22 protein-coding genes are annotated in these 25,886 nt (G+C 70.8%); 12 read left to right on the forward strand and 10 right to left on the reverse strand.

Annotated features, from left to right (window positions below):
* Positions 1-87: 87 nt before the first annotated feature.
* Together ABEA87_RS13075 and ABEA87_RS13080 are read right to left on the reverse strand one after the other, a co-directional pair.
* Positions 88-525, reverse strand: a complete 438-nt coding sequence (locus tag ABEA87_RS13075) for a DUF3052 domain-containing protein (protein ID WP_345629248.1) — start codon at positions 523-525, stop codon at positions 88-90.
* A gap of 119 nt (positions 526-644) precedes the next feature.
* Complete coding sequence (locus tag ABEA87_RS13080) at positions 645-2,912, reverse strand: thiamine pyrophosphate-dependent enzyme (protein WP_345629249.1); 2,268 nt, start codon at positions 2,910-2,912, stop codon at positions 645-647.
* 237 nt (positions 2,913-3,149) lie between these two features.
* Between ABEA87_RS13080 and ABEA87_RS13085 the strand changes: the two genes are divergently transcribed.
* Positions 3,150-4,697, forward strand: coding sequence for a cellulose binding domain-containing protein (locus tag ABEA87_RS13085; protein WP_345629251.1), 1,548 nt, complete (start codon positions 3,150-3,152; stop codon positions 4,695-4,697).
* Between the two features lie 136 nt (positions 4,698-4,833).
* Here ABEA87_RS13085 and ABEA87_RS13090 read toward each other — a convergent pair whose 3' ends face one another.
* Positions 4,834-5,238, reverse strand: a complete 405-nt coding sequence (locus ABEA87_RS13090) for a YjbQ family protein (RefSeq protein ID WP_345629253.1) — start codon at positions 5,236-5,238, stop codon at positions 4,834-4,836.
* Positions 5,239-5,364: 126 nt separating this feature from the next.
* Between ABEA87_RS13090 and aceE the strand changes: the two genes are divergently transcribed.
* A complete protein-coding gene (gene aceE / locus ABEA87_RS13095) occupies positions 5,365-8,109 on the forward strand; it encodes a pyruvate dehydrogenase (acetyl-transferring), homodimeric type (RefSeq protein ID WP_345629254.1) in 2,745 nt (914 codons plus the stop codon).
* A gap of 81 nt (positions 8,110-8,190) precedes the next feature.
* On the opposite strand, the gene ABEA87_RS13100 is transcribed toward aceE, so the two are convergent.
* The 3 genes from ABEA87_RS13100 to ABEA87_RS13110 all read right to left on the reverse strand — a co-directional run bounded on the left by ABEA87_RS13100 (position 8,191) and on the right by ABEA87_RS13110 (position 9,824).
* Entirely contained in the window at positions 8,191-8,385 is a 195-nt protein-coding gene (locus ABEA87_RS13100; RefSeq protein ID WP_345629256.1) for a DUF397 domain-containing protein, read from the reverse strand.
* A gap of 226 nt (positions 8,386-8,611) precedes the next feature.
* Positions 8,612-8,959 (reverse strand): DUF397 domain-containing protein, encoded by a 348-nt coding sequence (locus tag ABEA87_RS42600; protein ID WP_425570863.1) that lies wholly within the window; start codon positions 8,957-8,959, stop codon positions 8,612-8,614.
* A complete protein-coding gene (locus ABEA87_RS13110; protein WP_345629258.1) occupies positions 8,937-9,824 on the reverse strand; it encodes a helix-turn-helix domain-containing protein in 888 nt (295 codons plus the stop codon). The genes ABEA87_RS42600 and ABEA87_RS13110 overlap by 23 nt, the downstream gene beginning before the upstream one ends.
* A 151-nt stretch (positions 9,825-9,975) precedes the next feature.
* On the opposite strand from ABEA87_RS13110, the gene ABEA87_RS13115 reads away from it, so the two are divergent.
* A complete protein-coding gene (locus tag ABEA87_RS13115) occupies positions 9,976-10,464 on the forward strand; it encodes a hypothetical protein (protein WP_345629260.1) in 489 nt (162 codons plus the stop codon).
* A 106-nt stretch (positions 10,465-10,570) separates the two neighbouring features.
* Here the strand turns inward: ABEA87_RS13115 and ABEA87_RS13120 are convergent, their stop codons facing one another.
* Complete coding sequence (locus ABEA87_RS13120) at positions 10,571-11,539, reverse strand: aldo/keto reductase (protein WP_345629262.1); 969 nt, start codon at positions 11,537-11,539, stop codon at positions 10,571-10,573.
* 190 nt (positions 11,540-11,729) lie between these two features.
* Between ABEA87_RS13120 and ABEA87_RS13125 the strand changes: the two genes are divergently transcribed.
* Complete coding sequence (locus tag ABEA87_RS13125) at positions 11,730-13,004, forward strand: GH1 family beta-glucosidase (protein ID WP_345629264.1); 1,275 nt, start codon at positions 11,730-11,732, stop codon at positions 13,002-13,004.
* Between the two features lie 62 nt (positions 13,005-13,066).
* Here the strand turns inward: ABEA87_RS13125 and ABEA87_RS13130 are convergent, their stop codons facing one another.
* Positions 13,067-14,254 (reverse strand): L,D-transpeptidase, encoded by a 1,188-nt coding sequence (locus tag ABEA87_RS13130; RefSeq protein ID WP_345629266.1) that lies wholly within the window; start codon positions 14,252-14,254, stop codon positions 13,067-13,069.
* 258 nt (positions 14,255-14,512) lie between these two features.
* Here ABEA87_RS13130 and gltX point away from each other — a divergent pair, with 258 nt between their 5' ends.
* From gltX to ABEA87_RS13170, 8 genes are all read left to right on the forward strand, one after another.
* A complete protein-coding gene (gene gltX / locus ABEA87_RS13135) occupies positions 14,513-15,943 on the forward strand; it encodes a glutamate--tRNA ligase (RefSeq protein ID WP_425570865.1) in 1,431 nt (476 codons plus the stop codon).
* 332 nt (positions 15,944-16,275) lie between these two features.
* Positions 16,276-16,983, forward strand: a complete 708-nt coding sequence (locus ABEA87_RS13140; RefSeq protein ID WP_345629269.1) for a hypothetical protein — start codon at positions 16,276-16,278, stop codon at positions 16,981-16,983.
* Between the two features lie 86 nt (positions 16,984-17,069).
* Positions 17,070-18,242: a PucR family transcriptional regulator gene (locus ABEA87_RS13145; protein WP_345629271.1), complete on the forward strand. Its 1,173-nt coding sequence runs from the start codon at positions 17,070-17,072 to the stop codon at positions 18,240-18,242.
* A 147-nt stretch (positions 18,243-18,389) separates the two neighbouring features.
* Positions 18,390-19,553 (forward strand): acyltransferase domain-containing protein, encoded by a 1,164-nt coding sequence (locus ABEA87_RS13150; RefSeq protein ID WP_345629273.1) that lies wholly within the window; start codon positions 18,390-18,392, stop codon positions 19,551-19,553.
* A complete protein-coding gene (locus ABEA87_RS13155; RefSeq protein WP_345629275.1) occupies positions 19,550-20,527 on the forward strand; it encodes a beta-ketoacyl-ACP synthase III in 978 nt (325 codons plus the stop codon). The genes ABEA87_RS13150 and ABEA87_RS13155 overlap by 4 nt, the downstream gene beginning before the upstream one ends.
* A gap of 73 nt (positions 20,528-20,600) precedes the next feature.
* A complete protein-coding gene (locus tag ABEA87_RS13160) occupies positions 20,601-20,846 on the forward strand; it encodes an acyl carrier protein (RefSeq protein WP_345629276.1) in 246 nt (81 codons plus the stop codon).
* Between the two features lie 37 nt (positions 20,847-20,883).
* Complete coding sequence (gene fabF / locus ABEA87_RS13165) at positions 20,884-22,110, forward strand: beta-ketoacyl-ACP synthase II (protein WP_345629278.1); 1,227 nt, start codon at positions 20,884-20,886, stop codon at positions 22,108-22,110.
* Between the two features lie 57 nt (positions 22,111-22,167).
* Positions 22,168-23,574: an acyl-CoA carboxylase subunit beta gene (locus ABEA87_RS13170; protein WP_425570876.1), complete on the forward strand. Its 1,407-nt coding sequence runs from the start codon at positions 22,168-22,170 to the stop codon at positions 23,572-23,574.
* A gap of 24 nt (positions 23,575-23,598) precedes the next feature.
* Here the strand turns inward: ABEA87_RS13170 and ABEA87_RS13175 are convergent, their stop codons facing one another.
* Together ABEA87_RS13175 and ABEA87_RS13180 are read right to left on the reverse strand one after the other, a co-directional pair.
* On the reverse strand, positions 23,599-25,185 hold the full coding sequence (locus ABEA87_RS13175) for a glycoside hydrolase family 3 N-terminal domain-containing protein (protein ID WP_345629282.1): 1,587 nt from the start codon (positions 25,183-25,185) through the stop codon (positions 23,599-23,601).
* A gap of 12 nt (positions 25,186-25,197) precedes the next feature.
* Positions 25,198-25,689, reverse strand: a complete 492-nt coding sequence (locus ABEA87_RS13180; RefSeq protein ID WP_345629284.1) for a DUF3145 domain-containing protein — start codon at positions 25,687-25,689, stop codon at positions 25,198-25,200.
* Between the last annotated feature and the right edge of the window lie 197 nt (positions 25,690-25,886).

Below are 25,886 nucleotides of genomic sequence, written 5' to 3' on the forward strand. Positions count from 1 at the left end.
GCTCCTTTGTGAGAGGTATTCGGATTCAGACAACAGCGGATCGTGGCGCGCCCACCCGCAGGCGCGCCCCGATGCGGTGGGGTGGATTCAGCGCTTGGAACGGGCCGCCCGTGGTGCCACCAGCCGGGCGCCGCTCCAGTCCTTGCCCGCACTGATGGTCGATGTTTGCTGGAGTCCGGCCGTGGGGGCGGACTCGGTGATCTCGCTGGGCTCGACATGTCCCGGCCTGCCGGCCTTCGGGGTCAGCAGCCACACGGCTCCGTTGTCGGCCAGCGGTGCGATCGCATCGACGAGAGTATCGACCAGGTCACCGTCGCCATCGCGCCACCAGAGCAGCACGATATCGACCACCTCGTCCGTGTCCTCGTCGACCAGCTCGCCGCAGCGGTCGATCAGGGCGTCGCGGAGATCTTCGTCGACGTCGTCGTCGTACCCCATCTCCATAACGACCATCCCCGGCTCGGTCCCGAACCGGTCCGCCAGGCTGCGTACGCCGTCGGCGGCCTGACCAGCGGTCGCGCTCACTGTCGCGTGCCTCCTTCAGTTCATCACAGGCGTCTGGCTAAACGCCGATAGCGCGTAGTCCACACTTGTCCGAGCGCCCCGCGCAAGTGGCGCACCGTACCCAACGCAAAAGATACGGCCTAACCTGCGAGGAGAGCGCTCGCCCCCTCAATGATCGAGTCCTCACCGACCAGGACAAATGCCGCAGCCGGCCCGAGCGGGACGAACGAATCCACCGAAGCTACCCGGAGTGCGGCCCCCACGTACCCGCGATCCACCAGCGCGGCGACCACGCCCTCGCCCACCCCGCCCGAGCGGCGGGTCTCGTCCACGATCAACACCCGGCCGGTGGCCGCGGCCTCCCGCACGATGTCGGCCACGGGCAGCGGGGACAGCCAGCGCAGGTCGACCACCCGGCTGCCGATGCCCTGGGCGGCGAGGCTGGCCGCGGCCCGCAGCGACATCCGGACCCCGTTGCCGAAGGTCACGATGGTCAGGTCCTCGCCCGAGCCGATCACGTCCACCCGGGCCCGGCCGATGGGCACGTGCCGCGCGGCCCAGTCGGACGGCGCCGGGTACCGCGCCGCCCACTGGCCGTCGCCGTCGGCGTGCAGGTCACGGGTGTGGTAGAGGGCGATCGGCTCCAGTACCGCGCAGACGCTGCCGTCGATCATGGCGGCGGCCAGGCAGGTGCGCAGCATGGCCGCCGCGTCGTCCGGGCGCGCCGGGCAGGCCAGCACGAGGCCCGGAATGTCCCGCAGGACGGCCACCGCGTTGTCGTTGTGGAAGTGGCCTCCGAATCCCTCCTGATAGGCCAGGCCGGCGATGCGGACGACCAGTGGGTTGCGGTAGGCCCCGGAGGAGAAGAACGACAGGCTGGCGGCCTCGCCGCGCAGCTGGTCCTCCGCGTTGTGCAGGTAGGCGAGGTACTGGATCTCCGGTACCGGGAGCAGGCCGCCCAGCCCGGCACCGAGCGCCAGGCCGAGGATCGAGGTCTCGTCGAGCAGGGTGTCGAAGATCCGCCCGGCACCGAACCGGTCGCGCAGGCCCTTGGTGACGCCGTACACGCCGCCCTTGGCCGCCACGTCCTCGCCGAACACCAGCGCCTGCGGCCAGGTCACCAGCGCGTCGGTGAGGGTCGCGTTGATGGCCTGGGCCAGGGTGAGCGGGCCGAGGTCCTCCGGCAGCCGGCCGGCGAACGCGGCGGCCCGGCCGGGGGTCGCGCCGTCGGTGGCGCTGGCGGCGGCGTCCGCGACCGCCTGGGCCACCCGGGCCGGGCGGCGCGGGGCCAGCGGGGCGACCACCTGGGCCGCGCCGGCCAGCTTCGGCTCGTCGAGCACCTCCTCTGCCGTCTTGCGGATCTGCCAGCCGACCTCGTCGTAGCGGGCCAGGATCTCGGCCGGGGTGGCGATGCCGGCCTGGATCAGCAGCCGCGCGGTGGCCACCAGGGGATCCCGATCCAGGTCACGGGCCAGTTCGGTGGGCACCCGGTAGGCCATCTCGGCGTCCGCACCGGCGTGCCCCATGAGCCGCACCGTCGACAGGTGCAGGATCGCCGGCCGGCGCTGGCGGCGTACCCAGGCGACCGCGTCCGTGGCCGCGTCGTACGCCTCGGGCAGGTCGCAGCCGTCCGCCGCCAGGTAGCGCAGCCCCGGCCGGCTCTTCAGCGTCGCGGCCACCCAGCCCCGGGGTGATCTGACCGACACCCCCAGCCCGTTGTCCTCGCACACGAACAGCACCGGCAGCCGTATGCCGACGTGTTCGCACCAGCCGGCGGTGTTCAGCGCGGCGGCGGCGCTGGCGTGGTTGACCGACGCGTCGCCGAACGAGCAGATCGCGACCGCGTCGCTGGGCCAGGGCGGCTCGGCGCCCAGCCGACGGGCCCGCTCGATGGCGAAGGCGACGCCGATCGCCCGGGGCAGGTGCGAGGCGATGGTCGAGGTGGTCGGGATGACCTCCAGTTCGGCGTTGCCGAAGACCTTGTGCCGGCCACCGGCGATCGGCTCGCTGGCCGAGCCGACCAGGCCGCGCAACACGTCCCGGGCCGCGTCGGCGCCCGGCACCTGCGCGGCCCGGGCGGCGTAGAAGCCGCCGGAGCGGTAGTGCAGCAGGGCCGGGTCGGTCGGTCGGAGCGCGGCCGCGACCGCGGCGTTGCCCTCGTGGCCGGCCGAGCCGATCGTGTAATACCCCTCGCCGAAGCCGCGCAGCCAGCGTGCGGCGAGGTCCAGGTGCCTGCTGGTCAGTTGCGCGTCGAACAGCCGCGACGCCTGCGCTCCGGTCAACCGGGTGCCGTCGCGGACCGGCTCGTCGGGGTCGCGCCGCCGCTCGCGATCCGACGTGGCCAGCTCGCCGAGGACGGTGCGGAACCGCTCGTCGAGTTCCTGAGGAGAGGTCACGCTCGACAGCATTACCGACGCCGGGCGCGGATTGCCACTCACGCGTGACAACGCCGCGGCGAGTCGTCACCGGTACGACCGGGCCGGTATCGCCCGTGGAGCGCAAAACTGCCGGCCAGGGGCCGGATGGGCCGGTGCGGCCGGTGGGGCGGGCTGGGCCGGGCTTGACTTAACAGACATAAGCGCGCAGTCTCCGTGGGAGCGCTTCCATCGATGATCGCCTGAGTGCGTCCCCTCGGAGGAAATTCGATGAAACATCGCATTGCCCTGCTCTCGGCCGGAACGGCGGGGCTCATGGTCGCGGCCGCACTGACCGCCGTTAGCCTGCCGGCCTCCGCGGCCACCACCGCCGGTTGCACGGTCAACTACGCCGTACAGAGCCAGTGGCCGGGCGGCTTCACCAGCAACGTCACGATCACCAACCTCGGCTCGGCCCTGACCAACTGGACCCTCAAGTTCACCTTCCCGGCGGCCGGGCAGTCCGTCACCCAGGGATGGAACGCCACCTTCACGCAGAGCGGCTCGGCGGTGACCGCCACGAGCATGAGCTACAACGGCTCCCTCGGCACCGGGGCGAACACGCAGATCGGCTTCAACGGCGCGTGGTCGGGCAGCAACCCGGTACCCACCTCGTTCACGATCAACGGGGTGGCCTGCACGGGCGCGGTGGTGACGAGCTTCCCGAGCAGCGGCCCGACGCCGTCGCCGTCGCGCACCAACACGACGCCGACGCCCTCGCGCACGCCCACCCCGCCGCCGACCACCGCCGCCCCGCCGAGCGGTGCCCCGGCCCTGCACGTGTCGGGCAACAAGCTGGTCACCTCGACCGGCGCCGCCTACCGACTGCTGGGGGTGAACCGCTCCGGCGGTGAGTTCTCGTGCATCCAGGGCTTCGGCATGTGGGACGGGCCGATGGACCAGGCCTCGATCACCGCCATGCGGTCGTGGAAGGTGCGCGCGGTGCGGGTGCCGCTCAACGAAGAGTGCTGGGTGGGCACCTCCGACGTTCCGGCCGGTGGCACCACCGGCTCCGCGTACCAGCAGGCGGTCAAGGACTACGTGAACCTCCTGCTGACCAACGGCATCACCCCGATCCTGGAGATGCACTGGAACTACGGGCAGTACACCGGCCCGTCGGCCGGCTGCTCGGACGTCAAGGCGACCTGCCAGAAGCCGATGCCCGACGCGCAGTACGCGCCCTCGTTCTGGACCGGCGTGGCCAACGCGTTCAAGGACAATCGGGTCGTTTTCGACCTGTTCAACGAGCCGTACCCGGAGCGGGCCAGCGGCAGCAGCGAGACCGCCGGCTGGCTGTGCTGGCGCGACGGCGGCACCTGCCCCGGCATCACGTACCAGGTGGCCGGCTTCCAGACCCTGCTCAACGCGGTACGCGCGACCGGCAACACCAACGTGGTGCTGCTCGGCGGCCTGGCGTACTCCAACGACCTGACCCAGTGGCTGCAGTACAAGCCGACGGACCCGACCGGCAACCTGGCCGCGTTCGCGCACATCTACAACTTCAACACCTGCTCCAGCACCTCGTGCTTCGACAGCCAGCTCGCCCCGGTGGCGGCACAGGTGCCGCTGACCCTCTCGGAGATCGGCGAGAACGACTGCTCGCACGGGTTCGTGGACAGCCTGATGAACTGGGCGGACTCGCGCGGCGTCGGGTACCTGGGCTGGACCTGGAACAACTGGGACTGCTCGTCCGGGCCGTCCCTGATCAGCGACTACAACGGCACCCCCACCGCGTACGGCCAGGGCCTGCACGACCACCTCGCGGCCGTCAGCAACTGACCCCGCCCCGACAGCACACCCCTGAAAACGGCTCCCGTGGCCGGTCCGGCGGACCGGTCGCGGGAGCCGTTCCTCGTCCGGTGTGATGAGGCGGTCAGCGTGATCTTCGTCGCGCCGGGCCGGCGCCACCCGGGGGTCAGCCGGGCAGGAAGGAGAACCGCACCTCGCGGGTCGGATTGTCGCCGTTCGGGTCGACCAGGCAGATGGACTGCCAGGTACCCAGCGCGAGCCGACCCGCGAGCACCGGCACCGTCGCGTACGGCGGCACGAAAGCGGGCAGCACGTGGTCGCGCCCGTGCCCGGGAGAACCATGCCGGTGGCGCCACCGGTCGTCGGTCGGCAGCAGGTCGTTCACCGCCCGGATCAGGTCGTCGTCGGAGCCCGAACCGGTCTCGATCAGGGCCACCCCGGCGGTGGCGTGCGGCACGAACACATGCAGCAGCCCGTCCCCCTGCCCCTCGACGAAGCTCGCCGCCTCGCCGGTGATATCCCGGACAGCCGGTCGATTGCCGGTGCGTACTGTGATCGTTTCGGACCGCATGAGACGAAGGTTACCGTTCGGTATGTGTCGCGTGTGACAGTTGTGGCCCCTATGACGTGACTGCGATGCCCTCGGGCGGGCAGGATTAACCTGAGGAACCATTAACCACGTCCTGAAGGAACGCCTGTGGCCACGGAACGCAAGCGTCCGGTCATCAGCGACGGCCTACCCAGCCAGCTGCCGGACATCGACCCTGAGGAAACCACCGAGTGGGTCGAGTCGCTCGACGGTGTGATCGACGAGCGCGGGGCCAAGCGGGCCCGGTACATCATGCTGCGGCTCCTCGAACGCGCGCGGGAGCGGCAGGTGGGTGTACCGCCGCTGACCACCACCGATTACCTGAACACGATCCCGCCCGAACGTGAGCCCTGGTTCCCCGGCGACGAACACGTCGAGCGGCGGATCCGGGCCTACATCCGGTGGAACGCCGCGATGCTGGTGCACCGGGCGCAGCGCCCGGGGATCGGCGTGGGTGGGCACATCTCCACGTACGCGTCCTCGGCCAGCCTGTACGAGGTGGGCTTCAACCACTTCTTCCGGGGCAAGAACCACCCGGGCGGCGGCGACCAGCTGTTCTTCCAGGGGCACGGCTCGCCCGGCATGTACGCCCGCGCGTTCCTCGAGGGCCGCCTGTCCGAGCAGCAGCTCGACGGGTTCCGCCAGGAGCTGTCGCACCCGGGCGGCGGCCTGCCGTCGTACCCGCACCCACGGCTTATGCCGGACTTTTGGGAGTTTCCCACTGTTTCCATGGGCCTGGGCGCGATCAACGCCATCTACCAGGCGCGGTTCAACCGGTACCTGCACAACCGCGGCATCAAGGACACCTCGCAGCAGCACGTGTGGGCGTTCCTCGGCGACGGCGAGATGGACGAGCCCGAGTCGCTCGGCGCGATCGGCCTGGCCGCCCGCGAGGAGCTGGACAACCTCACCTTCGTCATCAACTGCAACCTCCAGCGGCTGGACGGCCCGGTGCGCGGCAACGGGAAGATCATTCAGCAGCTCGAGGCGTTCTTCCGGGGTGCCGGCTGGAACGTCATCAAGGTGGTCTGGGGTCGCGAGTGGGACCCGTTGCTCGCCGCCGACACCGATGGCGCGCTGGTCAACCTGATGAACGTGACGCCCGACGGCGACTACCAGACGTACAAGGCCGAGTCCGGCTCGTACGTCCGGGAGCACTTCTTCGGCCGTGACCCGCGCACCCGCAAGATGGTCGAGCACCTCAGTGACGACGAGATCTGGAACCTCAAGCGGGGCGGGCACGACTACCGCAAGCTCTACGCGGCGTACAAGGCGGCGGTCGAGCACACCGGTCAGCCGACGGTGATCCTCGCCAAGACGGTCAAGGGCTGGACGCTCGGCTCACACTTCGAGGGCCGCAACGCCACGCACCAGATGAAGAAGCTGACCCTGGAGGACCTGAAGGGCTTCCGGGACCGGCTGTACCTGGACATCCCGGACTCGGCGCTGGAGGACAACCCATACCTGCCGCCGTACTTCCACCCCGGTGAGAAGTCCGACGAGCTGGAGTACCTGCGGGAGCGGCGCGCCGCCCTCGGCGGGTACCTGCCCACCCGGCGCACCACCACGAAGGCCCTCAACCTGCCCCCGAAGACGGCCTACGAGGCCGTCAAGCGCGGTTCGGGCAAGCAGAAGATCGCCACCACCATGGCCTTCGTCCGGCTGCTCAAGGACCTGATGAAGGACAAGGAGTTCGGCAAGCGCTGGGTGCCGATCATCCCGGACGAGGCCCGCACCTTCGGCATGGACTCGCTGTTCCCGACCGCGAAGATCTATTCGCCGCACGGGCAGAACTACACCCCGGTCGACCGGGAGCTGTTCCTGTCCTACAAGGAAGCGACCGGCGGCCAGATCCTGCACGAGGGCATCAACGAGGCCGGCTCGGTGGCGTCGTTCACGGCCGCCGGCACGTCGTACGCGACGCACGACGAGCCGATGATCCCGCTGTACATCTTCTACTCGATGTTCGGCTTCCAGCGCACTGCCGATGGACTGTGGGCCGCGGCCGACCAGATGGCCAGGGGCTTCCTGCTCGGCGCGACCGCCGGGCGCACCACGCTCAACGGTGAGGGCCTGCAGCACGAGGACGGGCACTCGCTGCTGATCGCGGCGACCAACCCGGCGGTGGTGGCCTACGACCCGGCGTACGCGTTCGAGACCGCGTACATCGTCGAGGACGGCCTGCGCCGGATGTTCGGCGAGAACCCCGAGAACATCTACTACTACCTGACCGTCTACAACGAGCCGATCCTGCAGCCGGCCGAGCCGGCCGACGTGGACGTGGCCGGCCTGCTGCGCGGGCTGTACCGCTACTCTCCCTCCTCCAACATCGGCGACAACGCGCCGCGGGCTCAGATCCTGGCCTCCGGCACCGGGATGGGCTGGGCCATGCGGGCCCAGGAACTGCTGGCCCAGGACTGGGGCGTGGCGGCGGACGTGTGGTCGGCGACGTCCTGGACCGAGCTGCGTCGCGACGCGGAGCAGACCGAGGAGTACAACCTCCTGCACCCGGCCGACGACCCGAAGGTTCCGTACGTGACCTCGGCCCTGGTCAACGAGCCGGGACCGGTGGTGGCGGTGTCGGACTTCATGCGGGCGGTACCCGACCTGATCGCGCGCTGGGTACCGGGCGACTACACGTCGCTGGGTACGGACGGCTTCGGCCTGTCCGACACCCGGCACGCGCTGCGGCGGCACTTCCACGTGGACGCCGAGTCCATCGTGGTGGCGACGCTGCGCCAGCTGGCCCGTCGGGGCGAGGTGGCGGCGAACGTACCGGCGGACGCGGCCGCCAAGTACGCCATCGACGACGTGAACGCGGCGCCGGTCGGTGAGACCGGCGGCGACTCGTAACAAACGGTTCCGACGTCCCAGCGGTGGGCCCTCCCGTGCGGAAGGCTCACCGCTGGCGTCGTTTCGCGGCGCGGCGCGCCGTCAACCCGCCAGCTCTCCCCTTTTGATCGCCTCGACGAACTCGGCCCATTCGGCCCTGGCGAACGTCAACTCAACACCCGGCTCCCGGGAGTTGCGGACGAGAACCGCCGAATCGGTGATCGCCACCTCGACGCAGTTGCCCGACTCGCAACGGCTGCTCCGGTGCCAGGAACGTTCGGAATCGGCCGCCAACATGGACGCTCCTCTCGTGACCCCCGTCGTACCCCTCCTTACGATACGAACGGACAGCCCCGATCGGAATATCACGAGCGTCGGTATTGGTCGCGCATCAGAGATTCACGCCATTCACGTCGCATTCATCCGGCCGGCCGAACACGATTGGCGATCATCCGCCGCCGGACAGGGCGACGGCGCCGAAGATCCGCTATCGGATCGACGGCGCCGCCCACCAGCTGCGCAATTACTTTATGTCACCCTGACGAATGGCGCCGAGGAAGGCTGCCCATTCTTCACGGTCGAATTGAAGAACGGGCCCGGCAGCGTCTTTCGAATCGCGCATGAGGACGCCGTCCTCGGTCATCGCAACCTCGACACAACTACCGGATTCGCAGCGACGACTTCTGCGCCACTCAAGTTCTCGCCGACGGCCCATCACGCTGATTTGATCCTCTCCCGAAATCATTCGTGGAATAACTGGAATCCATGAGGCGGTGTGGCGCGTCAGGGCGCGCCGCGCCATCGCTGGCCGTGGCCGGAGGGTCAGCGAATAGGTAGGATCTTCGTGTTCACTCCGATCCCACGTCCTCATTCAACATCCGCCGCGCGGCAGTCTCGATCAGTTTGGCGGAATCCACCTCGGAGCGCGCGAGCGACCAGAGCTGTTCGAATACCTCGCGGTGCCGGGCGACAAGCGCCGGCCGGTGACTCAACTCCTCGTAGTTGACCGATTCCCGGTACAGCGCCGAATTACCGTCGCTGTCCAGGTCGAGGATCATAAACGGACCGAGTAGCGCCAGGGTGGGCTTCGCGTCCAGCGGAACCACCCTGACCAGCACCGACGCCTCGTGCATGAACCGGAGCAGGGCCATCAATTGCTCGCCCATGACCCTCGGGCCACCGATCTCGCGCGACAGCACCGATTCGTCCAGCAGGAAGAGGTAGTCGGGCGGCTCGGGCCGGTCGAGCACATTTTCCCGACGACGCATCCGGATATCGATGCGCGCGTCTATCGCCTCCGGACTGAGGTCTTCGAAAATGTCCTCAAAAACGGCCTTCGCGTAGGCCTCGGTCTGCAGCAGACCCGGGATCAGCACGAGGCTGTAGAACCTGATGGTCACCGCCTCGGCCTCGTATTGAAGCAGTTGCTGGGTCGTCGTCGTCAGGTGCTGGCGGAAAGCGGAATTCGCCGATCGGCGCTCGCTGCGGGCCGCCCGGGCATCGTCGAGCAACTGCTTCACCTCGGCGGGATCCGTCACGTCGAGGTAGTCGAGCACGGCACGCAGGTCGCTCACGGAAATGTTGACTTCGCCCTTTTCGATCCGCATCACCTTCGAGAGGGACCATTCCATCTCGTCGGCGATCTGGCCCTGGGTCAGACCTTTGGCTTCCCTTGCCCTGCGAAGCGCCATCCAAACACGCCGACGCGCCACCGCCGGTAGGTCGCCCGTGGCCATCGGACCTCCTCGGCCGGACCGCAGAAACGGCAGACCCCCGGCGCCCGCTACCTGCCATATGGCGATCGGAAATCTGCCTATCAGACGGCCGTCATAATACCCCTTCGATCCCCTTGTCGGGGATCCCGCCCACGCCGTCGGGCGAGCCGTCATGGAGGTCGTTTGGCACGATGTGACCGTGGCCGACTGGGTCGAGTTTCGGCGCTCCGAAGCGTACGCGGTGGTGGCCGCCGTGCGCGCCGTCGCCGAGGCCGCCGACCCCGGCGAGTACGGCGACGGCGTCGAGGTGGTCGTCGAGGCGCCCCCGCCAGGGTGGCTGCGCGGCATCTTCGGTGACCACGAGCCCGACCAGGCCCGGATAGTGGTCACCAGGCCGGACGGCGAGAGCCGGTACCCGTTCTCGGTCCAGCTGGTCACCGATCACGGCGAGGAGGCGGCGCGTCGGCTGCCCGCGACCAGCGGCTGGACCCGCAGCAGCTGTGCCGGGCTCGCGTTCCTCATGCAGAAGGGCGGCCCGGACGACCCGCCGGACTGGCCCGGGCTGGTACACGGTGCGCTCCACGCCCTGGCCGCGCTGCGCCCGGACGCCGGCGACGAGGGCTGGCGGGTCCGCACAGACCGGGCGATCCGGCGCGAATAGGTCCGGCCGATCCCGACCCGCCCGACCGTGCCGCCTACACGGGAGTGGCGCCGGACCGATGATCGGTCCGGCGCCACTGTTCGACTCGCCGCGAGGGAAGGGGTGCTCAGTGGTGACCGGCGACCGGGTGCGGCCGGTACAGCTCCTCGAGCTGGGTCATCTCCTCATCGGACAGCTTCACGTCCACCGAGGCGATCGCGTCCTCCAGGTGCGACAGCTTGGTCGCCCCGACGATCGGCGCGGTCACCCCGGGCCGGTGCAGCAGCCACGCCAGTGCGATCTGGGCCGGCGGAAGGTCGCGCGCCTTGGCCACCTCGGCCACCCGCTCGACCACGTCGAAGTCGGCGTCGCCGTAGAGCCCGTCTCCGAACGCGTCGGTGTTGGCCCGGGTGGTCAGCCGCTGGCCGTCCCGGGTGCGGCTGCCGGTGAGCAGGCCGCGGGCGAGCGGGCTCCACGGAATGCAGCCCACTCCCTGGTCCAGGCACTGCGGGATCATCTCCCGCTCCTCCTCCCGGTACACCAGGTTGTAGTGGTTCTGCATCGAGACGAACGGGGTCTTGGCCACCCGCTGCGCCTTGGCGAACTGCCAGGCGAACATGCTCGACGCCCCGATGTAGCGGGCCTTGCCGGCCTGCACCACGTCGTGCAGGGCGTCCATGGTCTCCTCGATGGGAGTCTCGGCATCCCACCGGTGGATCTGGTACAGGTCGACGTAGTCGGTGCCGAGCCGGCGCAGCGAGTTGTCGATGCCGGCCAGGATGTGCTTGCGCGACAAACCCCGGTCGTTCGGGCCGGAGCCCATCACGCCGTGCACCTTGGTGGCCAGCACGTAGTCTTCGCGGCGAGCGAAGGTGCGGGCCAGTAGCCGACCGGTGATCTGCTCGCTGACGCCGTTCGAGTAAACGTCCGCCGTGTCGAAGAAGTTGATTCCGGCCTCGGCCGCACGCCGCACGAACGGCTCGGCCGCGGGCTCTTCCAGCGCCCAGGCCCGCGATGCGGGGTCGCCGTAGCTCATCATGCCCAGACAGATCCGCGACACCTTCAAACCGGTGCCGCCCAGCCTCGTGTACTCCATGTTGATGATTCTGCCGCGCGCCAGGGCCGCCGGCACCTGGGCGGCCCGGTCAAGCGCGCGGCACACCAGCCCACGCCACCGCGCGCCAGGCCCGCCCGCAGCTCAGTGGCCGGGTGGCCAGCGATGCCGACTCCCGCGCTGGCCTGCTCATTCAGTAGAGTGCGAGTCACTCTCACATCTGGAGGAATCGATGTTCCCGCAGGGGTTCAAGTGGGGTGTCTCGACCGCGGCGTACCAGATCGAAGGCGCCGTCGACGAGGGCGGCCGCGGCCGGTCGATCTGGGATACGTTCAGCCACGAGTCGGGCCGCATCACCAACGGCGACACCGGAGACGTGGCCTGTGACCACTATCACCGCTACCGCGAGGACGTCGAGCTGCTGAGTGGGCTGGGGGTCGACGCGTACCGGTTCTCCATCGCCTGGCCGCGCATCCAGCCAGACGGCAAGGGCCCGGCCAACGCCGAGGGAGTGGCGTTCTACGACCGGTTGGTGGACGCGCTGCTGGAGCGCGGGATCGACCCGGTCGCCACGCTGTTCCACTGGGATCTACCGCAGGCCCTGCAGGACGAGGGCGGCTGGTTCAGCCGGGAGACCGCGTACCGGTTCGGCGAGTACGCCGACCTCGTCGGCGCCGCGCTGGGCGACCGCGTGAAGCTGTGGATCACCCTCAACGAGCCGTTCGTGGTCACGGTCTACGGCCACGCGTTCGGCATGCACGCGCCGGGCGAGGCCCGGATGCTCGACGCGCTGCCCACCGCGCACCATCAACTGCTCGGGCACGGACTCGCGGTGGCCGCGCTGCGCGGCCGCTCGGCGTCCCCGATCACGATCGCCAACAACCACTCGCCGGTACGCGTCATCGGCGACTCGGACGCCGACCGGGCGGCCGGGGCGGCCTTCGACGCCCTGCAGAACCGGCTGTTCGTGGAGCCGCTGCTCGGCCTGGGCTACCCGGAGGGGCTCCAGCTGCCGGTGCGCGAGGGCGACCTGGACATCATCGCCGCACCGATCGACGCGCTCGGGGTCAACTACTACAACCCGACCGGCATCAGCGCGCCGTCAACCGACGAGTTGCCGTTCGACATGGTCGTGCTCGACGGGTACCCGATGACGGAGTTCGGCTGGCCGGTGGTGCCGGAGGGGCTCACTGAGCTGCTGACCGACCTGCACACCCGGTACGGGCGGCCGATGTACGTGACGGAGAGCGGCTGCGCCTACGAGGCGTGGCCGGAGGACCCCGACCGGATCGCGTACCTGTCCGGGCATGTGGAGGCGGTACGGACCGCGATCGCGAAGGGCGCCGACGTGCGCGGGTACTTCGTCTGGTCCATTTTGGACAACTTCGAGTGGGCTGAGGGGTACGACAAGCGGTTCGGGCTGGTACACGTCGACTTCGATACGCAGGTGCGCACACCGAGGGCGTCGTACCGCTGGTACCGGGACTTCATCGCGGGCACCCGGTGACCGGCCCGTCCAACTGAACGCGGCCGGGCCCGATCGGGCCCGGCCGCGGCGCGTTCGGTCGGTCAGTAGGTGTCCCAGCTGGCGTTCCAGTCGCCCAGGCCGTCCCACACCGGGATCGGCTTCGGGCTGTTGCTCACCTCGACCACATCGCCCTCGATGAAGGTGTCGTAGACCCACTGGGCGTCGGCGGTGCTCAGGTTGATGCAGCCGTGCGAGCTGTTGCGCTTGCCGTGATCGGCCATGTTCCAGGGCGCGGCGTGCAGGAATTCACCGGAGTACGAGATCCGGGTGCACAGCGTGACGTTCTCGTCGTAGTAGTTCGGGTTGCTCTTGTCGGTGACGCCGTAGCTGGCCGAGTCCATCTCGACGTTCATCGCCCTGTTGAGCACGACGTGCACGCCGTTCTGCGTCCAGAAGTGGATCTGCTTGCCGTCGGAGCCCGTCGTGTAGCCGCCCTTGCCCATGCTGCAGGCCATGTTCCGGACCAGCGCGCCGTCGACGTACACCTTGGTGTAGTGCGCGTTGTTGTCCGCCTTCGCGATCAGCGACCGGCCGATGCTGAAGTGGGTGCTGATGTTCGACGTGCCGAAGACGCCGCCGCCGAAGTCGACGCCCACCGCGTTGACCGCCACATTGACCTTGGTGCCCTTGGCCCAGTACTTCTCCGGACGCCAGTGCAGGGTCTGCTTGTCCAGCCAGAAGAACTTGCCCTCGACCGACGGCGAGGTCTGGATCACGACCGCCTTCTCGGCCGCCGCCTTGTCGGTGACCTCCTTGCTGAACCGGATGGCGATGATCTGGCCGACGCCATAGGTGCCACCGGTCTTCATCGAGGTCAGCGCGTTGGCCTGGAAGTTGACGCTGAGCGTCTTGGTCGGCTTCATCGTGGTGAAGGTGCTGGTCTTCTCCACCGGCGCGCCGAGGCTGTCGGTCAGCGAGGCGGTCACCGTGTAGGTCGCCGCGTATCCGAGCGCGCCGCTCGACCGCCAGGTCTTGCCGTCGGCGTCCATGGCGCCATCCAGCGCCTTGCCGCCAGAGGTGACCGAGACCGACTTGAGAGTGCCGCCCTCGGCGTTGACCACCACCTGCTGGCTGGGCGAGACGTTGTTGGCGTTGGCGTTCGGGGAGACGGTCAGTACGATCGGCTTGGCGGACGGCTTGGCCCACACGGTGTCCGTTCCCGCTCCGGCGGCGGAACTACAACCGGCCACCGTCGCGCCGGCGGCCACCCCGACGGCCCCCGTGATCACACCTCGCCGGCTCAAGCGCCGCCGACCTATCCCGCGCCGACCCATCGATCCGTCCTTCCCCGCAGGCCGGGCCGCCTCCAGCCGCACGGAAGGAGCGCCCGCCCACCCTGAGGGCGGCGCGCGATGGAGGGACCGAGTTCGGAGTGCAACGCTACTGTGTACGGGCAACCGCCGAAACCCTGTGTCGGGCGGCATCCGTCGGATCGTAGGGTATATGTCGTGACGGTACGAGTACGCTTTGCCCCCTCTCCAACTGGAATGTTCCACGTTGGCGGAGCCCGGTCCGCGCTTCAAAACTGGATCTTCGCCAAGCAGCATCAGGGCGCGTTCGTGCTGCGCATCGAGGACACCGACGCCGCCCGCAACCGGCCCGAGTGGACCGAGGGCATCCTGTCGGCACTGGACTGGATAGGGATCGCCCGCGGCACCTATGAGGGGCCGTACTTTCAGTCGACAAATGCCGACGAACATCGTGCGGCGGCCACCCGTCTGTACGAGTCGGGCCAGGCCTACTACTGCGACTGCACCCGGGAGCAGGTCCAGGCCCGTACCGGCAGCCAGCACGCCGGGTACGACGGCTACCACCGGGATCGCGGGCTGGGCCCCGGCCCGGGCCGGGCGCTGCGCTTCCGCACCCCGGACGAGGGCACCACGACCGTCATCGACCTGGTCCGGGGCGAGCCGACCTTCGAGAACCGGCTGATCGAGGACTTCGTCATCGCCCGTTCCGACGGCTCCCCGGTGTTCCTGCTGGCCAACGTGATCGACGACCACCTGATGGGGATCACCCACGTGATCCGCGCGGAGGAGCACCTGCCCAACACCCCCAAGCAGCAGTTGCTCTGGCTGGCGCTGGGGGCGCAGCCGCCGATCTGGGCGCACGTGCCGGTGGTGGTCAACGAGAAGCGCCAGAAGCTGTCCAAGCGCCGGGACAAGGTGGCGCTGGAGGCGTACCGGGACGAGGGCTACCTGGCCGACGCCATGCGCAACTACCTCATGTTGCTGGGCTGGGCACCCCGTGGGGACCGGGAGATCGTGCCCTGGTCGGTGATCGAGGAGGAGTTCCGGCTGGAGGAGGTCAATCCGTCGCCGGCCTTCTTCGACGAGAAGAAGCTGCGCGCGTTCAACGGCGAGTACATCCGGGCCCTGTCCGTCGACGCGTTCATCGCGGCGTGCCAGCCGTGGCTGACCGGTACCGAGACCATCCCGGCGCCGCCGTGGCAGCCGGAGCGGTTCGACCCTAAGGCGTTCGCGGCCGTGGCGCCGCTGGCGCAGACCCGGGTGGCGGTGCTCTCCGAGATCGTGCCGAACGTGGACTTCCTGTTCCTCGACCGGCCAGAACTCGACCAGGCGTCCTGGGACAAGGCGCTGCGCGGCGTCTCCGGCCAGGCCGGTCAGGCGCCGCAGGCGTCGGGCGAGGCCGGCCAGACCGGCGGCGGAGGCGCGGCCGCGCTGCTGACCGACGTGATCGCCGCCTTCGAGTCGGCGCCCACCTGGGACGCGGAGAGCCTCAAGGTGGCGCTGGAGGAGATCGGCACCCGGTACGGGCTGAAGCTGGGCAAGACGCAGGCGCCGGTACGGGTGGCGGTCACCGGCCGCTCGGTCGGCCTGCCGCTGTTCGAGTCCCTGGAGGTGCTCGGCCGCGACCGCACCCTGGACCGGCTGCGGGCGGCGGCGGCCAGCCTCTGACCCACTGGCGGGGTCGGCGGCCGGCGCCCGAAGCGCGGACCGGCCTCCGAGCCGACGTCTGGCTGAGCACGGGCCGGCCCGTGGGTCGGCCCGTGGGAGCGGCGCGCTCTCCGGTCCACGGCTGGCGCCGAGAAGGCCGGCCCGCGGTTGGCGTCGAGGAGGCTCGGCGGCGGCGAATCGGCGCCCCGGGTCGGTCGCCCAGGGGACAGCGCGATCGGATAAGTTATCGGATCATTTAGATAACGCCGCTCGTGTTCCTTGACGATGATCGGCAGACTCGAAACTGAGCACCTCCAACGGGGCGTACCCCTCACGCGCGGGGAGGAGTCGCGGTGACGCGTCTTCAGTTTGCCCGCTTCCATCGACCGCGACGGGCCGGACAGCCGTGGTTCACTCGGCTGCTCGCGCTGTGGGTCGCGGCGATGCTGGCGACCATCGGGTTCATCGCTGCCCATCCCGGCGGCGCGTGGGCTGCGGACCAGCCCAACTCGTTGACCATCCGCGGCACGGGTCTGGCCAAGCCGATCTCGATTCGCGCGGCCGGGCAGCAGGATCTGTTCAACGCACTGCTGCGGCAGGTCAGCTGGATGGTCGGCCAGCCCGGCGACCCGATCAACCCGGACCCGAGCAAGCTCGGCCCGCAGTACACGTTGACCGTCTACGTCGGCAGCGCGGCCGCCCAGCTCTATGAGCTGTACCCCCAGGCGCCCGGTGGTCCGCGCGCGCACCGGCCGGCGAACCAGCCGAACGGCGCGACGAGCGAGGCGTGGTTCTACGCCTCGGTGGCCATGCCCGACGCGCTGGCCGCGGCCGGGGTGCCGCTGCCCCAGCCGAGCGCCAGCCGCGCGGACGGGATGCTTGAGGACCCGGCCGGCTTCGTACCGGTGGTGACGACGACCGCGGCGCTGTCGCTCGGATTGGGCACGGCATCCCGCGACATCGGGCGCACCGTGATGCTGTGGATGGTCACCCCGCTCTTGATCTTGCTCATGCTGTTCGCCGCGGCCCGGCGCAGCCGCCGCCGCTACGCGCGCCGGTAGGGCGCCCCGGTAGGCGCCGCCCCGACCGGCACCGACCACCGCCGGGCAGGGCGGGCCGGAGAAGCCCTCTCACTAGGCTGTTCCCCATGGCACCCCCCGAAGAGCTGGCCGCGACGCTACGCCAGATCGAACGGCAGGCCGGCGCGCTCGCCACGATCAGCGTGTCCCGGATGGAGGACGTGCTGCCCTGGTTCCGGGAGCTTCCGGCCGACCAGCGGGCCTGGGTGATGCTGGTGGCGCAGGCCGGGGTGCGCTCGCTGGTGGAGTGGCTGCGCAACTCCGGGGCCTCCCAGGAGGTCTCCGACGAGGTCTTCGACGCCGCCCCCCGGGCGCTGGCCCGGTCGCTCAACCTCCAGCAGACGGTACAGCTGATCAAGGTGACCATCGACGTCGTCGAGGAGCAGGTGCCGCACCTGGCCGCGCCGGGCGAGGAGAACGCCCTGCGCGAGGCGGTGCTCAGGTTCTCCCGGGAGGTGGCCTTCGCCGCCGCCCGGGTCTACGCGCGCGCCGCCGAGACGCGGGGCGCCTGGGACGCCCGGCTGCAGGCGCTGCTGGTCGACGCGCTGGTCCGCGGCGATTCGTCGGATGTGCTGGCCAGCCGGGCCGCCGCGCTGGGTTGGACGGAGGCTCCGCCGGTCTCGGTGGCGGTCGGCCGCTCCCCCGGCGGCGAGACCTCCGCGGTGGTGCACGCCCTGTACCGGGCCGCCCGGCGCATCGGGGTCGAGGTGATCGGCGGCGTGCACGGCGACCGGCTGGTAGTGGTGCTCGGTGGGGCGCAGGACCCGCTGAGCGTGGCGCAGCGCCTGCTGGTGGGCTTCGGTGAGGGGCCGGTGGTGGTGGGGCAGCCGGTGGCGAGCCTGGAGGAGGCCCCCGAGTCTGCCCGGGCCGCCCTGGCCGGGTACCGCGCCGCCCCCGCCTGGCCGGCTGCGCCCAGACCGGTGCTGGCCGCCGACCTGCTGCCGGAGCGCGCGCTGGCCGGCGACGCCGACGCCCGGCGCATCCTGCGTCAGGAGGTGTACGGCACGCTGACCCGCTCCGGCGGGGAGTTGCTGGAGACCCTGGACGCGTTCTTCGCCGCCGGCGGGGTGTTGGAGAGCGCGGCACGCACGCTGTTCGTGCACCCCAACACGGTGCGGTACCGGCTGCGCCGGATCGCGGAGACTACCGGATTGGCCCCTTTGTCCGCACGTGATGCTTTTGCGCTCCGGGTCGCCCTGGCCATCGGCCGGTTGGACCCTTCCTCCAGTGGTCTTGGCTGAGTGTGACAACCGGCACAACGACACCCACAGTCGGTAGCAGTCACCGCACCCGTTGATGGTCTATTGGCAGAATCCTACAAAAGTCTTGGTCGGGTTTAGTGCCCCGCGCCCGAGCGCGGCGGTTCCACATCCGGGACAGTCAGAGGCGTGCTTGCCGTACTCGCTCCCGGCCAGGGCTCGCAGAAGCCCGGCTTCCTAGCCCCCTGGCTCGATCTTCCCGGCGCCGAGGGGCGGCTGCGCTGGTGGTCTGCGCTCGCCGGGAACGATCTGCGCTACCTCGGCACCGAGGCCGGCGCCGAGGAGATCACGGATACCGCGAAGACCCAGTCGCTGCTGGTGGCCTCCGCGCTGCTGGCCGCCGAGCACCTGCCGATGTACGACGTCGCCGTGGTCGCCGGGCACAGCGCGGGCGAGTTGGGCGCCGCCGCGCTGGCCGGCGTGCTGGCCCCGGAGTCCGCGATCGCCCTCGCCGGCGTGCGCGGCCGGGCCATGGCCGCCGCCTGCGCGCTCGAGCCGACCGGGATGGCTGCGGTACTCGGCGGCGAGCCGGACGAGGTGGTCGCCGCGATCGAGGGCGCGGGCCTGCACCCGGCCAACCGCAACGGCGCCGGGCAGATCGTCGCCGCCGGGCCCGTGGCCGCGCTGGAGAAGTTGGTCGCCGCGCCGCCGGCCGGCGCCCGGGTGCGGCCGCTGCGCGTGGCCGGCGCCTTCCACACGCCGTACATGGCCCCGGCCGAGCAGGAGCTGGCCGGCCTGGCCGGTGGGATCCGGCCCGGCGACCCGCACAAGATCTTCCTGTCCAACCTGGACGGCGCCGCGGTCACCACCGGGCGCGAGGTGGTACAGCGACTGATCCGCCAGGTGATCGCCTCCGTGCGCTGGGACCGGTGCATGCAGAGCATGGCGGAACTCGGCGTCACCGCGATCATCGAGCTGCCCCCGGCCGGTACCCTCGCCGGCCTGGTCAAGCGGGCGCTGCCCGGGGTCGAGATCGTCAAGGTCGAGACCCCGGACGACCTGGCCAAGGCCCGTGATCTGGTGGCCCGCCACGGCGGGAAGCCCGGCGCGCAGCCCGCGCCGCGGTTCCGGGTGGTTGTCGGCAGCGCGGCCGGCAACTTCATCCCCGACCCGAGCCTGAGCGAGGGCTCCGACATCCGTTCCGGCCAGGTCATCGGACACGTCGCGACCAGGCAGGGTCAGGTCGACGTGACCGCGCACGATTCGGGCGTGCTCACCGAATGGCTCGCTCACCATGATGATCCGGTCGCCCCGGGTCAGCCGCTTGCCCGCATCGGAGGACAGCTCGTATGACCGTCGACCCCGGCCACCCCGCCGGTCCCACTCGCGGCTCCAAGATCGTCGCCATGGGCCACTACCAACCGGCCCGTGTTCTGACCAACGAAGACCTGTCCAAGATGGTGGATACCAGCGACGAGTGGATCCGGGACCGGGTCGGCATCGTCACCCGGCGGATCGCCGACAACGAAACCGTCGCCGACATGGCCGCCGCGGCCGCCGACAAGGCGCTGGCGAACTCCGGGCTCACTGCCGCCGACATCGATCTGATCGCCGTGGCCACCTGTTCCTCGATCGACCGGTGCCCCAACGTGGCCACCCGGGTCGCCGCCAAGCTGGGCGTCACCGCCCCGGCGGCGTACGACATCAACACCGCCTGCTCCGGATACGAGTACGCGCTGGCCACCGTGGACCACGCGATCCGGGCCGGCGCGGCCAGAAACGCCATCGTGATCGGCGCCGAGAAGCTGACCGACATCACGGACTGGACCGACCGGAGCTCGTGCGTGCTGTTCGGCGACGGCGCCGGGGCGGCCGTGGTGAGCGCGGTGGCCGACGGCGAGGAGCCGGGCATCGGGCCGGTGTTGTGGGGCTCGGCCCCCGAGATGGGAAACGTGCTCACCATCGAGGGCTGGCGCCCGTACATCCAGCAGAACGGCCAGACCGTGTTCCGCTGGGCCACGTTCGCCCTGCCGGCACTGGCCGAGAAGGCCTGCACGGCTGCCGGCATCACCCCCAAGGACCTGGCGGCGTTCGTCCCCCATCAGGCGAACCTGCGCATCATCGAGCCCCTGGCGCGCAAGCTGGGTGTCGAGGACGCGGTGGTGGCCAAGGACATCGTCGAATCCGGCAACACCTCGGCCGCCAGCGTGCCGCTGGCCCTGTCCAAGCTGATCGAGCGGCGCGAGGTGCCGTCCGGAGCCCCGGTGTTGCTGTTCGGCTTCGGCGGTGGCCTCACCTACGCTGGCCAGGTCATCCGCTGCCCGTGAAAACCCCGGCCGGCGTCGCGGACCGGCCCTGTACCCACCCCCCAATAAATAACCCGTGAGAAAGGGAACTCCCATGACGACCCGTGACGAGATCATCGCCGGCCTGTCAGAAATCCTCGAAGAGGTCGCCGGCGTGAACCCGGACGATGTCGCCGAGGACAAGTCGTTCACCGACGACCTGGACGTGGACTCGCTGTCCATGGTCGAGGTGGTAGTCGCGGCCGAGGAGAAGTTCGGTGTGAAGATCCCGGACGACGAGGTCCAGAACCTCAAGACCGTCGGCGACGCGATGTCATACATCCAGAAGGCTTCTGCATGAGGATCATTTCGTCGAGCCGATCATTGGGCGGTCGGATATGAGTACCAACGACGTCGTGGTGACCGGGCTCGGCGCGACCACCCCGCTTGGCGGGGATGTCGCGTCGACCTGGGAGGGCATGCTCGCGGGCAACTCCGGGGTCAGCCCGCTCACCCAGGACTGGGCGGCGGTCCTGCCGGTCCGGATCGCGGCGCAGCTGAAGGTCGATCCCTCCGAGCGGATCGACCGGGTCAAGCTGCGGCGCCTGGACCGCTCCGAGGCGGCCGCGCTGATCGCGGCGAGGGAGGCGTGGGCCGACGCGAACCTGGCCGACGCCGGTCTCGACCCGCTCCGGCTGGCCGTCGTGCTGGGCAGCGGGATCGGCGGCGCCACGACCATGCTCAACCAGGACGACATCATGGAGGCGTCCGGGCCCCGCAAGGTCAGCCCGCACACCGTGCCGATGCTGATGCCGAACGGTCCGGCCGCCTGGGTGGGCCTGGAGTTCCACGCCCAGGCCGGGGTGCACTCCCCGGCCAGCGCCTGCGCGACCGGCGCCGAGTCGATCGCCTGGGGGCTGGACATCATCCGGTCCGGCCGGGCCGATGTGGTGGTGGCCGGCGGCGCCGAGTCCGTCATCCACCCGCTGCCGATCGCCGGCTTCGCGTCGATGCGCGCCATGTCGACCCGCAACGACGACCCGGAGCACGCGTCCCGACCCTTCGACAAGGGCCGTGACGGGTTCGTGCTCGGCGAGGGCGCCGGGGTGGTCATCCTGGAGCGGGCCGATCACGCCGCCGCGCGCAACGCCAAGGTGTACGCGCGGCTGGCCGGGGCCGGCCTGACCTCCGACGGGTACGACATCGTCCAGCCCGACCCGGAGGGTAGGGGGATCACCCGGGCGATGACCGCCGCGCTGCGCGACGCCGGTGTGGCCGCGTCCGACATCCGGCACGTCAACGCGCACGCGACCTCGACCCCGGTCGGCGACATGACCGAGATCCACGCGCTGCGCGCGGCGGTGGGCGACCACCCGGTGATCTCGGCGACCAAGTCGATGCACGGGCACCTGCTCGGCGCCGCCGGGGCGGTGGAGTCGATCGCGACCATCCTGGCCGTGCAGAACGACGTGGTACCGCCGACGATCAACCTGGACGACCCGGACGACGCGCTGGATCTCGACGTGGCCGCCCACAAGGCGCGCCACCTCACGATTCCGGCCGCGCTCAACGACGCGTTCGGGTTCGGTGGCCACAACGCCGTGCTCGTCTTCACGAAGCCGTAGTTCAGCAACGGAGGGTTACCCGTGGCAGCCTCTCGCGTGGCGACCGATCGGTCCACGGTGGACGACCGCGACCCCCAGGTCCGGCTCCGTGCGCTGTTCGATCGCGGAACGCTGCGGCTGCTCACGGCGAGAGACGACTCGGGTGCCCTGGCCGCCCGCGGCGAGATCGACGGGGGCCAGGTCATCGCGTACGTCACCGACGGCACCCGGATGGGCGGCGCGCTGGGCTCCGAGGGCTGCCGGCACATCGTCGACGCCATCGACACGGCGGTCCGGGAACGGGTGCCGGTGGTCGGGCTGTGGCACTCCGGCGGCGCCCGGCTGCACGAGGGCGTGGTCGCGCTGGACGGCATCGGCCAGGTGTTCGCGGCGGTGGTGCGCGCGTCCGGCCGGGTACCGCAGATCTCGGTGGTGCTCGGCCCGGCCGCTGGCGGCGCGGCGTACGGGCCGGCGCTGACCGACATCACGGTCATGAGCGGCGCCGGCCGGATCTTCGTGACCGGGCCGGAGGTGGTCCGCAACGTCACCGGCGAGCGGGTCGACATGGCACGCCTCGGCGGCCCGGAGCCGCACGCCCGGCGCTCCGGCGTGGTGCACGTGACCACGAAGGACGACGAGTCCGCGCTCAACACGGCGCGGCAGCTGACCGCGATGCTCGGCCGTCAGGGCCGGCTGTCCCCGGTCGACGTGCCGACCGGTGCCGACGGCTTCGACCTGTCGTCGCTGATGCCGGCCGAGGCGAACCGGGCCTACGACGTCAAGCCGGTGGTCGCGGCGCTGCTCGACCAGCCCACCCCAGGAGCGTCCGGCGGCCCGGTCGAACTGCACGCGCGCTGGGCGCCGAACATCGTCACCACGCTGGGCCGGTTCGCCGGTCGCACGGTCGGCGTGATCGCCAACAATCCCCTGAGGCTGGGCGGCAGCCTGGACGCGGCCTCGGCGGAGAAGGCGGCGCGGTTCGTGCGGATGTGCGACTCGCTGGGCGTGCCGCTGATCGTGGTGGTGGATGTGCCGGGCTACCTTCCCGGCGTCGGCCAGGAGTGGGAGGGCGTGGTACGCCGCGGCGCCAAGCTGCTGCACGCCTTCGCCGAGGCGGTCGTTCCCCGGGTGACCCTGGTGACGCGCAAGAGCTTCGGCGGGGCGTACATCGCCATGAACTCCCGTTCGCTGGGCGCGACGGCGGTGTACGCCTGGCCGACCGCCGAGCTGGCCGTGATGGGTGCCTCGGCGGCGGTGGATGTCCTGCACCGCAAGCGGCTCGCGGCCGCACCGGTCGAGGAGCGGGAGGCGCTGCGCGCCCGGCTCATCGAGGAGCAGACCCGCACCGCCGGCGGCGTGAATCGGGCGCTGGAGATCGGCGTCGTGGACGAGATCATCGAGCCGACCGACACCCGCCGCCGGATCGCCGAGGCGCTCGCCGCGGCGCCGGCCGCCAGGGGCGCGCACGGAAACATCCCGCTCTGACGGGTCCTCGCGCCCCGTCCGGCCTCAGCAGGCGGAGCGGGGCAGCCCGGACAGCCGTACTGGGCTGCGCCCGGGCGCCGGTGAGCGGCCCGCCAGCACGGCGGCGAGCGCGTCCATCGAGGCCCGCGACGAGGAGTACGTGGCCACCAGGGTGCCGGAGCCGGCCCGCTCCAGCAGGTGCGGCAGGTCCATGCCAACGGTCACCGCGGCCCCGGGCGACAGGTCGGCCTCGGTGTCCCCGTACCCGACGAGGTGCACCTCGACTCCGCCGGACTCCACCACGCTCACGCCCTGGGCCGCCAGCGCGCCGGTCAGCCAGTCGCGCTGCCGGTCCCGGCCGGCCGACGTGGTGACCCGTACCGGGCCGGACACCAGCGGTACCCCGCACCCTCCCCGCAGCACCGTCACGGCCGCGGCGGCCACCCGCCCGGCGGCGGTGCGCTGCCCATCGCCATCCATTGTGGACATGTCCGGCGGCTCCGGCCCGTCGGCGAGCCGGAGCTTCAGGGCGAGAATCCGGGTGACCGCCTCGATCAGCCGGGGCCGGGGCAGCCGACCGGAGCGCAGCGCGCCGAGCAGGCCCCGCCACGCGGCCGCCAGGTCGGGCGGCTGGAGCAGCAGATCGTTGCCGGCCAGCAGGGCGCGCACCGCCGCCTCGTCCGCCGGCCAGCGCCGGGCCGGCGTCATCCTGAGCGCGTCGCTGATCACCACGCCGGTGAAGCCGAGCCGCCCGCGCAGCAGATCGATGAGCACCTTCGGGGAGAAGGTGGCCGGGACCCCCGGGTCGATCGCCCGCACGTCGAGGTGCCCGGACATCACCAGGTCGGTACCGGCGGAGATCCCGCTCACGAACGGCGGCAGGTCCACGGCGTCCAGCTCGGCGAGGCCCTGTGCGAGGACCGGCAGCACGGCGTGGCTGTCCGCCGCGGTGTGGCCGTGCCCGGGAAAGTGCTTGACCGTGCTGGCCAGGCCGGTGGAGCGGATGCCGCGCACCGCGGCGTCGACCTGGGCCGCCACCGCGCCGGGATCGGAGCCGTACGAGCGGGAGCCGATCGACCCCGCGCCCCCGTCCGCGATGACGTCGGCGACCGGCGCGAAGACCGCGTTGAGCCCGAGCGCCGCCAGGTCCGCCCCGGCCGCCGCCCACGCCCGCCGGGTCAGCTCCGGGTCGGCCGCGGCACCGAGGGCGAGCGCCGAGGGCAGTTGGACGACCCCCGACCGGATCCGGGTCACCACGCCGTACTCCTGATCGGTGCCGATCAGCAGTGGCAGGCTCGCCGGCAACGAAGCCGCGGCCGCCCGCAGGCCGGTGATCAACGCCCGTACCTGCGCCGGATTGTCGACGTTCGTGGTCGGGTTGGTGGCGGCGGTGGGGTCGTCGGCGGAGAAGCCGACGAGGATCAGTCCGCCCGGCCGGTACCGCGTGATCATCTCGGCCGGGGTGTCCACCCCGGCGAGCCGTCGGTTGCCGGCGGCGGAGGCGGCCGACACCGAATTGGCGGAGCTGCCGTACGCGTACGGCATGAGCACCTGGCCGACCAGATCCTCGTCGGGCAGGCCGGTGGCCAGCACGGTGGCCCGCGCGGCCGGGTCGCCGCCGGTCCCCCGCATGGTGCGCCGCTCCTACCCGACCCGGGTGAGCCAGGTCACCGGCGCACCGTCACCCGCGTACCGGTAGGGCTCCAGCTCCGCGTCCCACGCGGTGCCCAGTGCCTTCTCCAGCGCGTGGGACAGCCCCTCCGGTCCCCGGGCCGAGGCCATGAGCGCGCGCAGCCGGTCCTCGCCCACCATGATGTCGCCGTTGGCGCTCATCGCCGCGGTGAACAGCCCCCGCCCGGGCACGTACATGAACCGCTGCCCGTCCACGCCGGGACTGGGCTCCTCGGTCACCTCGAAACGGATCATGGGCCACTGTCTCAGGCCGGCAGCGAGCTCCGCCCCGGTACCGGGGCGCCCGGACCAGCTGCACTCGGCGCGTTGAGCGCCGGGCTCGACGGGCTGGGCCGCCCAATGTAGGTTCACTGGCGCGTCCAGGACGCGCGCGATCGCCCACTCGACGTGTGCACACACGGCGAGTGGCGTGGAGTGGACGTACACGACGCCACGCGTAGGCACGGCTGACCTCCCCCGGGTACTCCAGGTGCGTCTTCCCCTACGACCTGAAACCGGATTAGTCAGACCGGACCCTCAGATACGGCCCCTCATTCGCCGAAGGACGGATTCGTCAGAGACGGATTCGCCTATCGGAACGGATTCGTCAGATAGTGCCCCTTATTCGCCGACCTCCGGTCGGCCCGATGTTCCATGTCATG

Origin of the sequence: Rugosimonospora acidiphila (genome assembly GCF_039543385.1) — a bacterium.
GTDB lineage: Bacteria > Actinomycetota > Actinomycetes > Mycobacteriales > Micromonosporaceae > Rugosimonospora > Rugosimonospora acidiphila.

Coding starts and splice junctions, on each gene's coding strand:
- ABEA87_RS13080 (WP_345629249.1), bottom strand. CDS start 2,912: ATGCTGTCGAGCGTGACCTCTCCTCAGGAACTCGACGAGCGGTTCCGC.
- ABEA87_RS13085 (WP_345629251.1), top strand. CDS start 3,150: ATGAAACATCGCATTGCCCTGCTCTCGGCCGGAACGGCGGGGCTCATG.
- ABEA87_RS13090 (WP_345629253.1), bottom strand. CDS start 5,238: ATGCGGTCCGAAACGATCACAGTACGCACCGGCAATCGACCGGCTGTC.
- ABEA87_RS13100 (WP_345629256.1), bottom strand. CDS start 8,385: ATGTTGGCGGCCGATTCCGAACGTTCCTGGCACCGGAGCAGCCGTTGC.
- ABEA87_RS42600 (WP_425570863.1), bottom strand. CDS start 8,959: ATGAGGACGTGGGATCGGAGTGAACACGAAGATCCTACCTATTCGCTG.
- ABEA87_RS13110 (WP_345629258.1), bottom strand. CDS start 9,824: ATGGCCACGGGCGACCTACCGGCGGTGGCGCGTCGGCGTGTTTGGATG.
- ABEA87_RS13115 (WP_345629260.1), top strand. CDS start 9,976: ATGGAGGTCGTTTGGCACGATGTGACCGTGGCCGACTGGGTCGAGTTT.
- ABEA87_RS13120 (WP_345629262.1), bottom strand. CDS start 11,539: ATGGAGTACACGAGGCTGGGCGGCACCGGTTTGAAGGTGTCGCGGATC.
- ABEA87_RS13125 (WP_345629264.1), top strand. CDS start 11,730: ATGTTCCCGCAGGGGTTCAAGTGGGGTGTCTCGACCGCGGCGTACCAG.
- gltX (WP_425570865.1), top strand. CDS start 14,513: ATGTTCCACGTTGGCGGAGCCCGGTCCGCGCTTCAAAACTGGATCTTC.
- ABEA87_RS13145 (WP_345629271.1), top strand. CDS start 17,070: ATGGCACCCCCCGAAGAGCTGGCCGCGACGCTACGCCAGATCGAACGG.
- ABEA87_RS13155 (WP_345629275.1), top strand. CDS start 19,550: ATGACCGTCGACCCCGGCCACCCCGCCGGTCCCACTCGCGGCTCCAAG.
- ABEA87_RS13160 (WP_345629276.1), top strand. CDS start 20,601: ATGACGACCCGTGACGAGATCATCGCCGGCCTGTCAGAAATCCTCGAA.
- fabF (WP_345629278.1), top strand. CDS start 20,884: ATGAGTACCAACGACGTCGTGGTGACCGGGCTCGGCGCGACCACCCCG.
- ABEA87_RS13175 (WP_345629282.1), bottom strand. CDS start 25,185: ATGCGGGGGACCGGCGGCGACCCGGCCGCGCGGGCCACCGTGCTGGCC.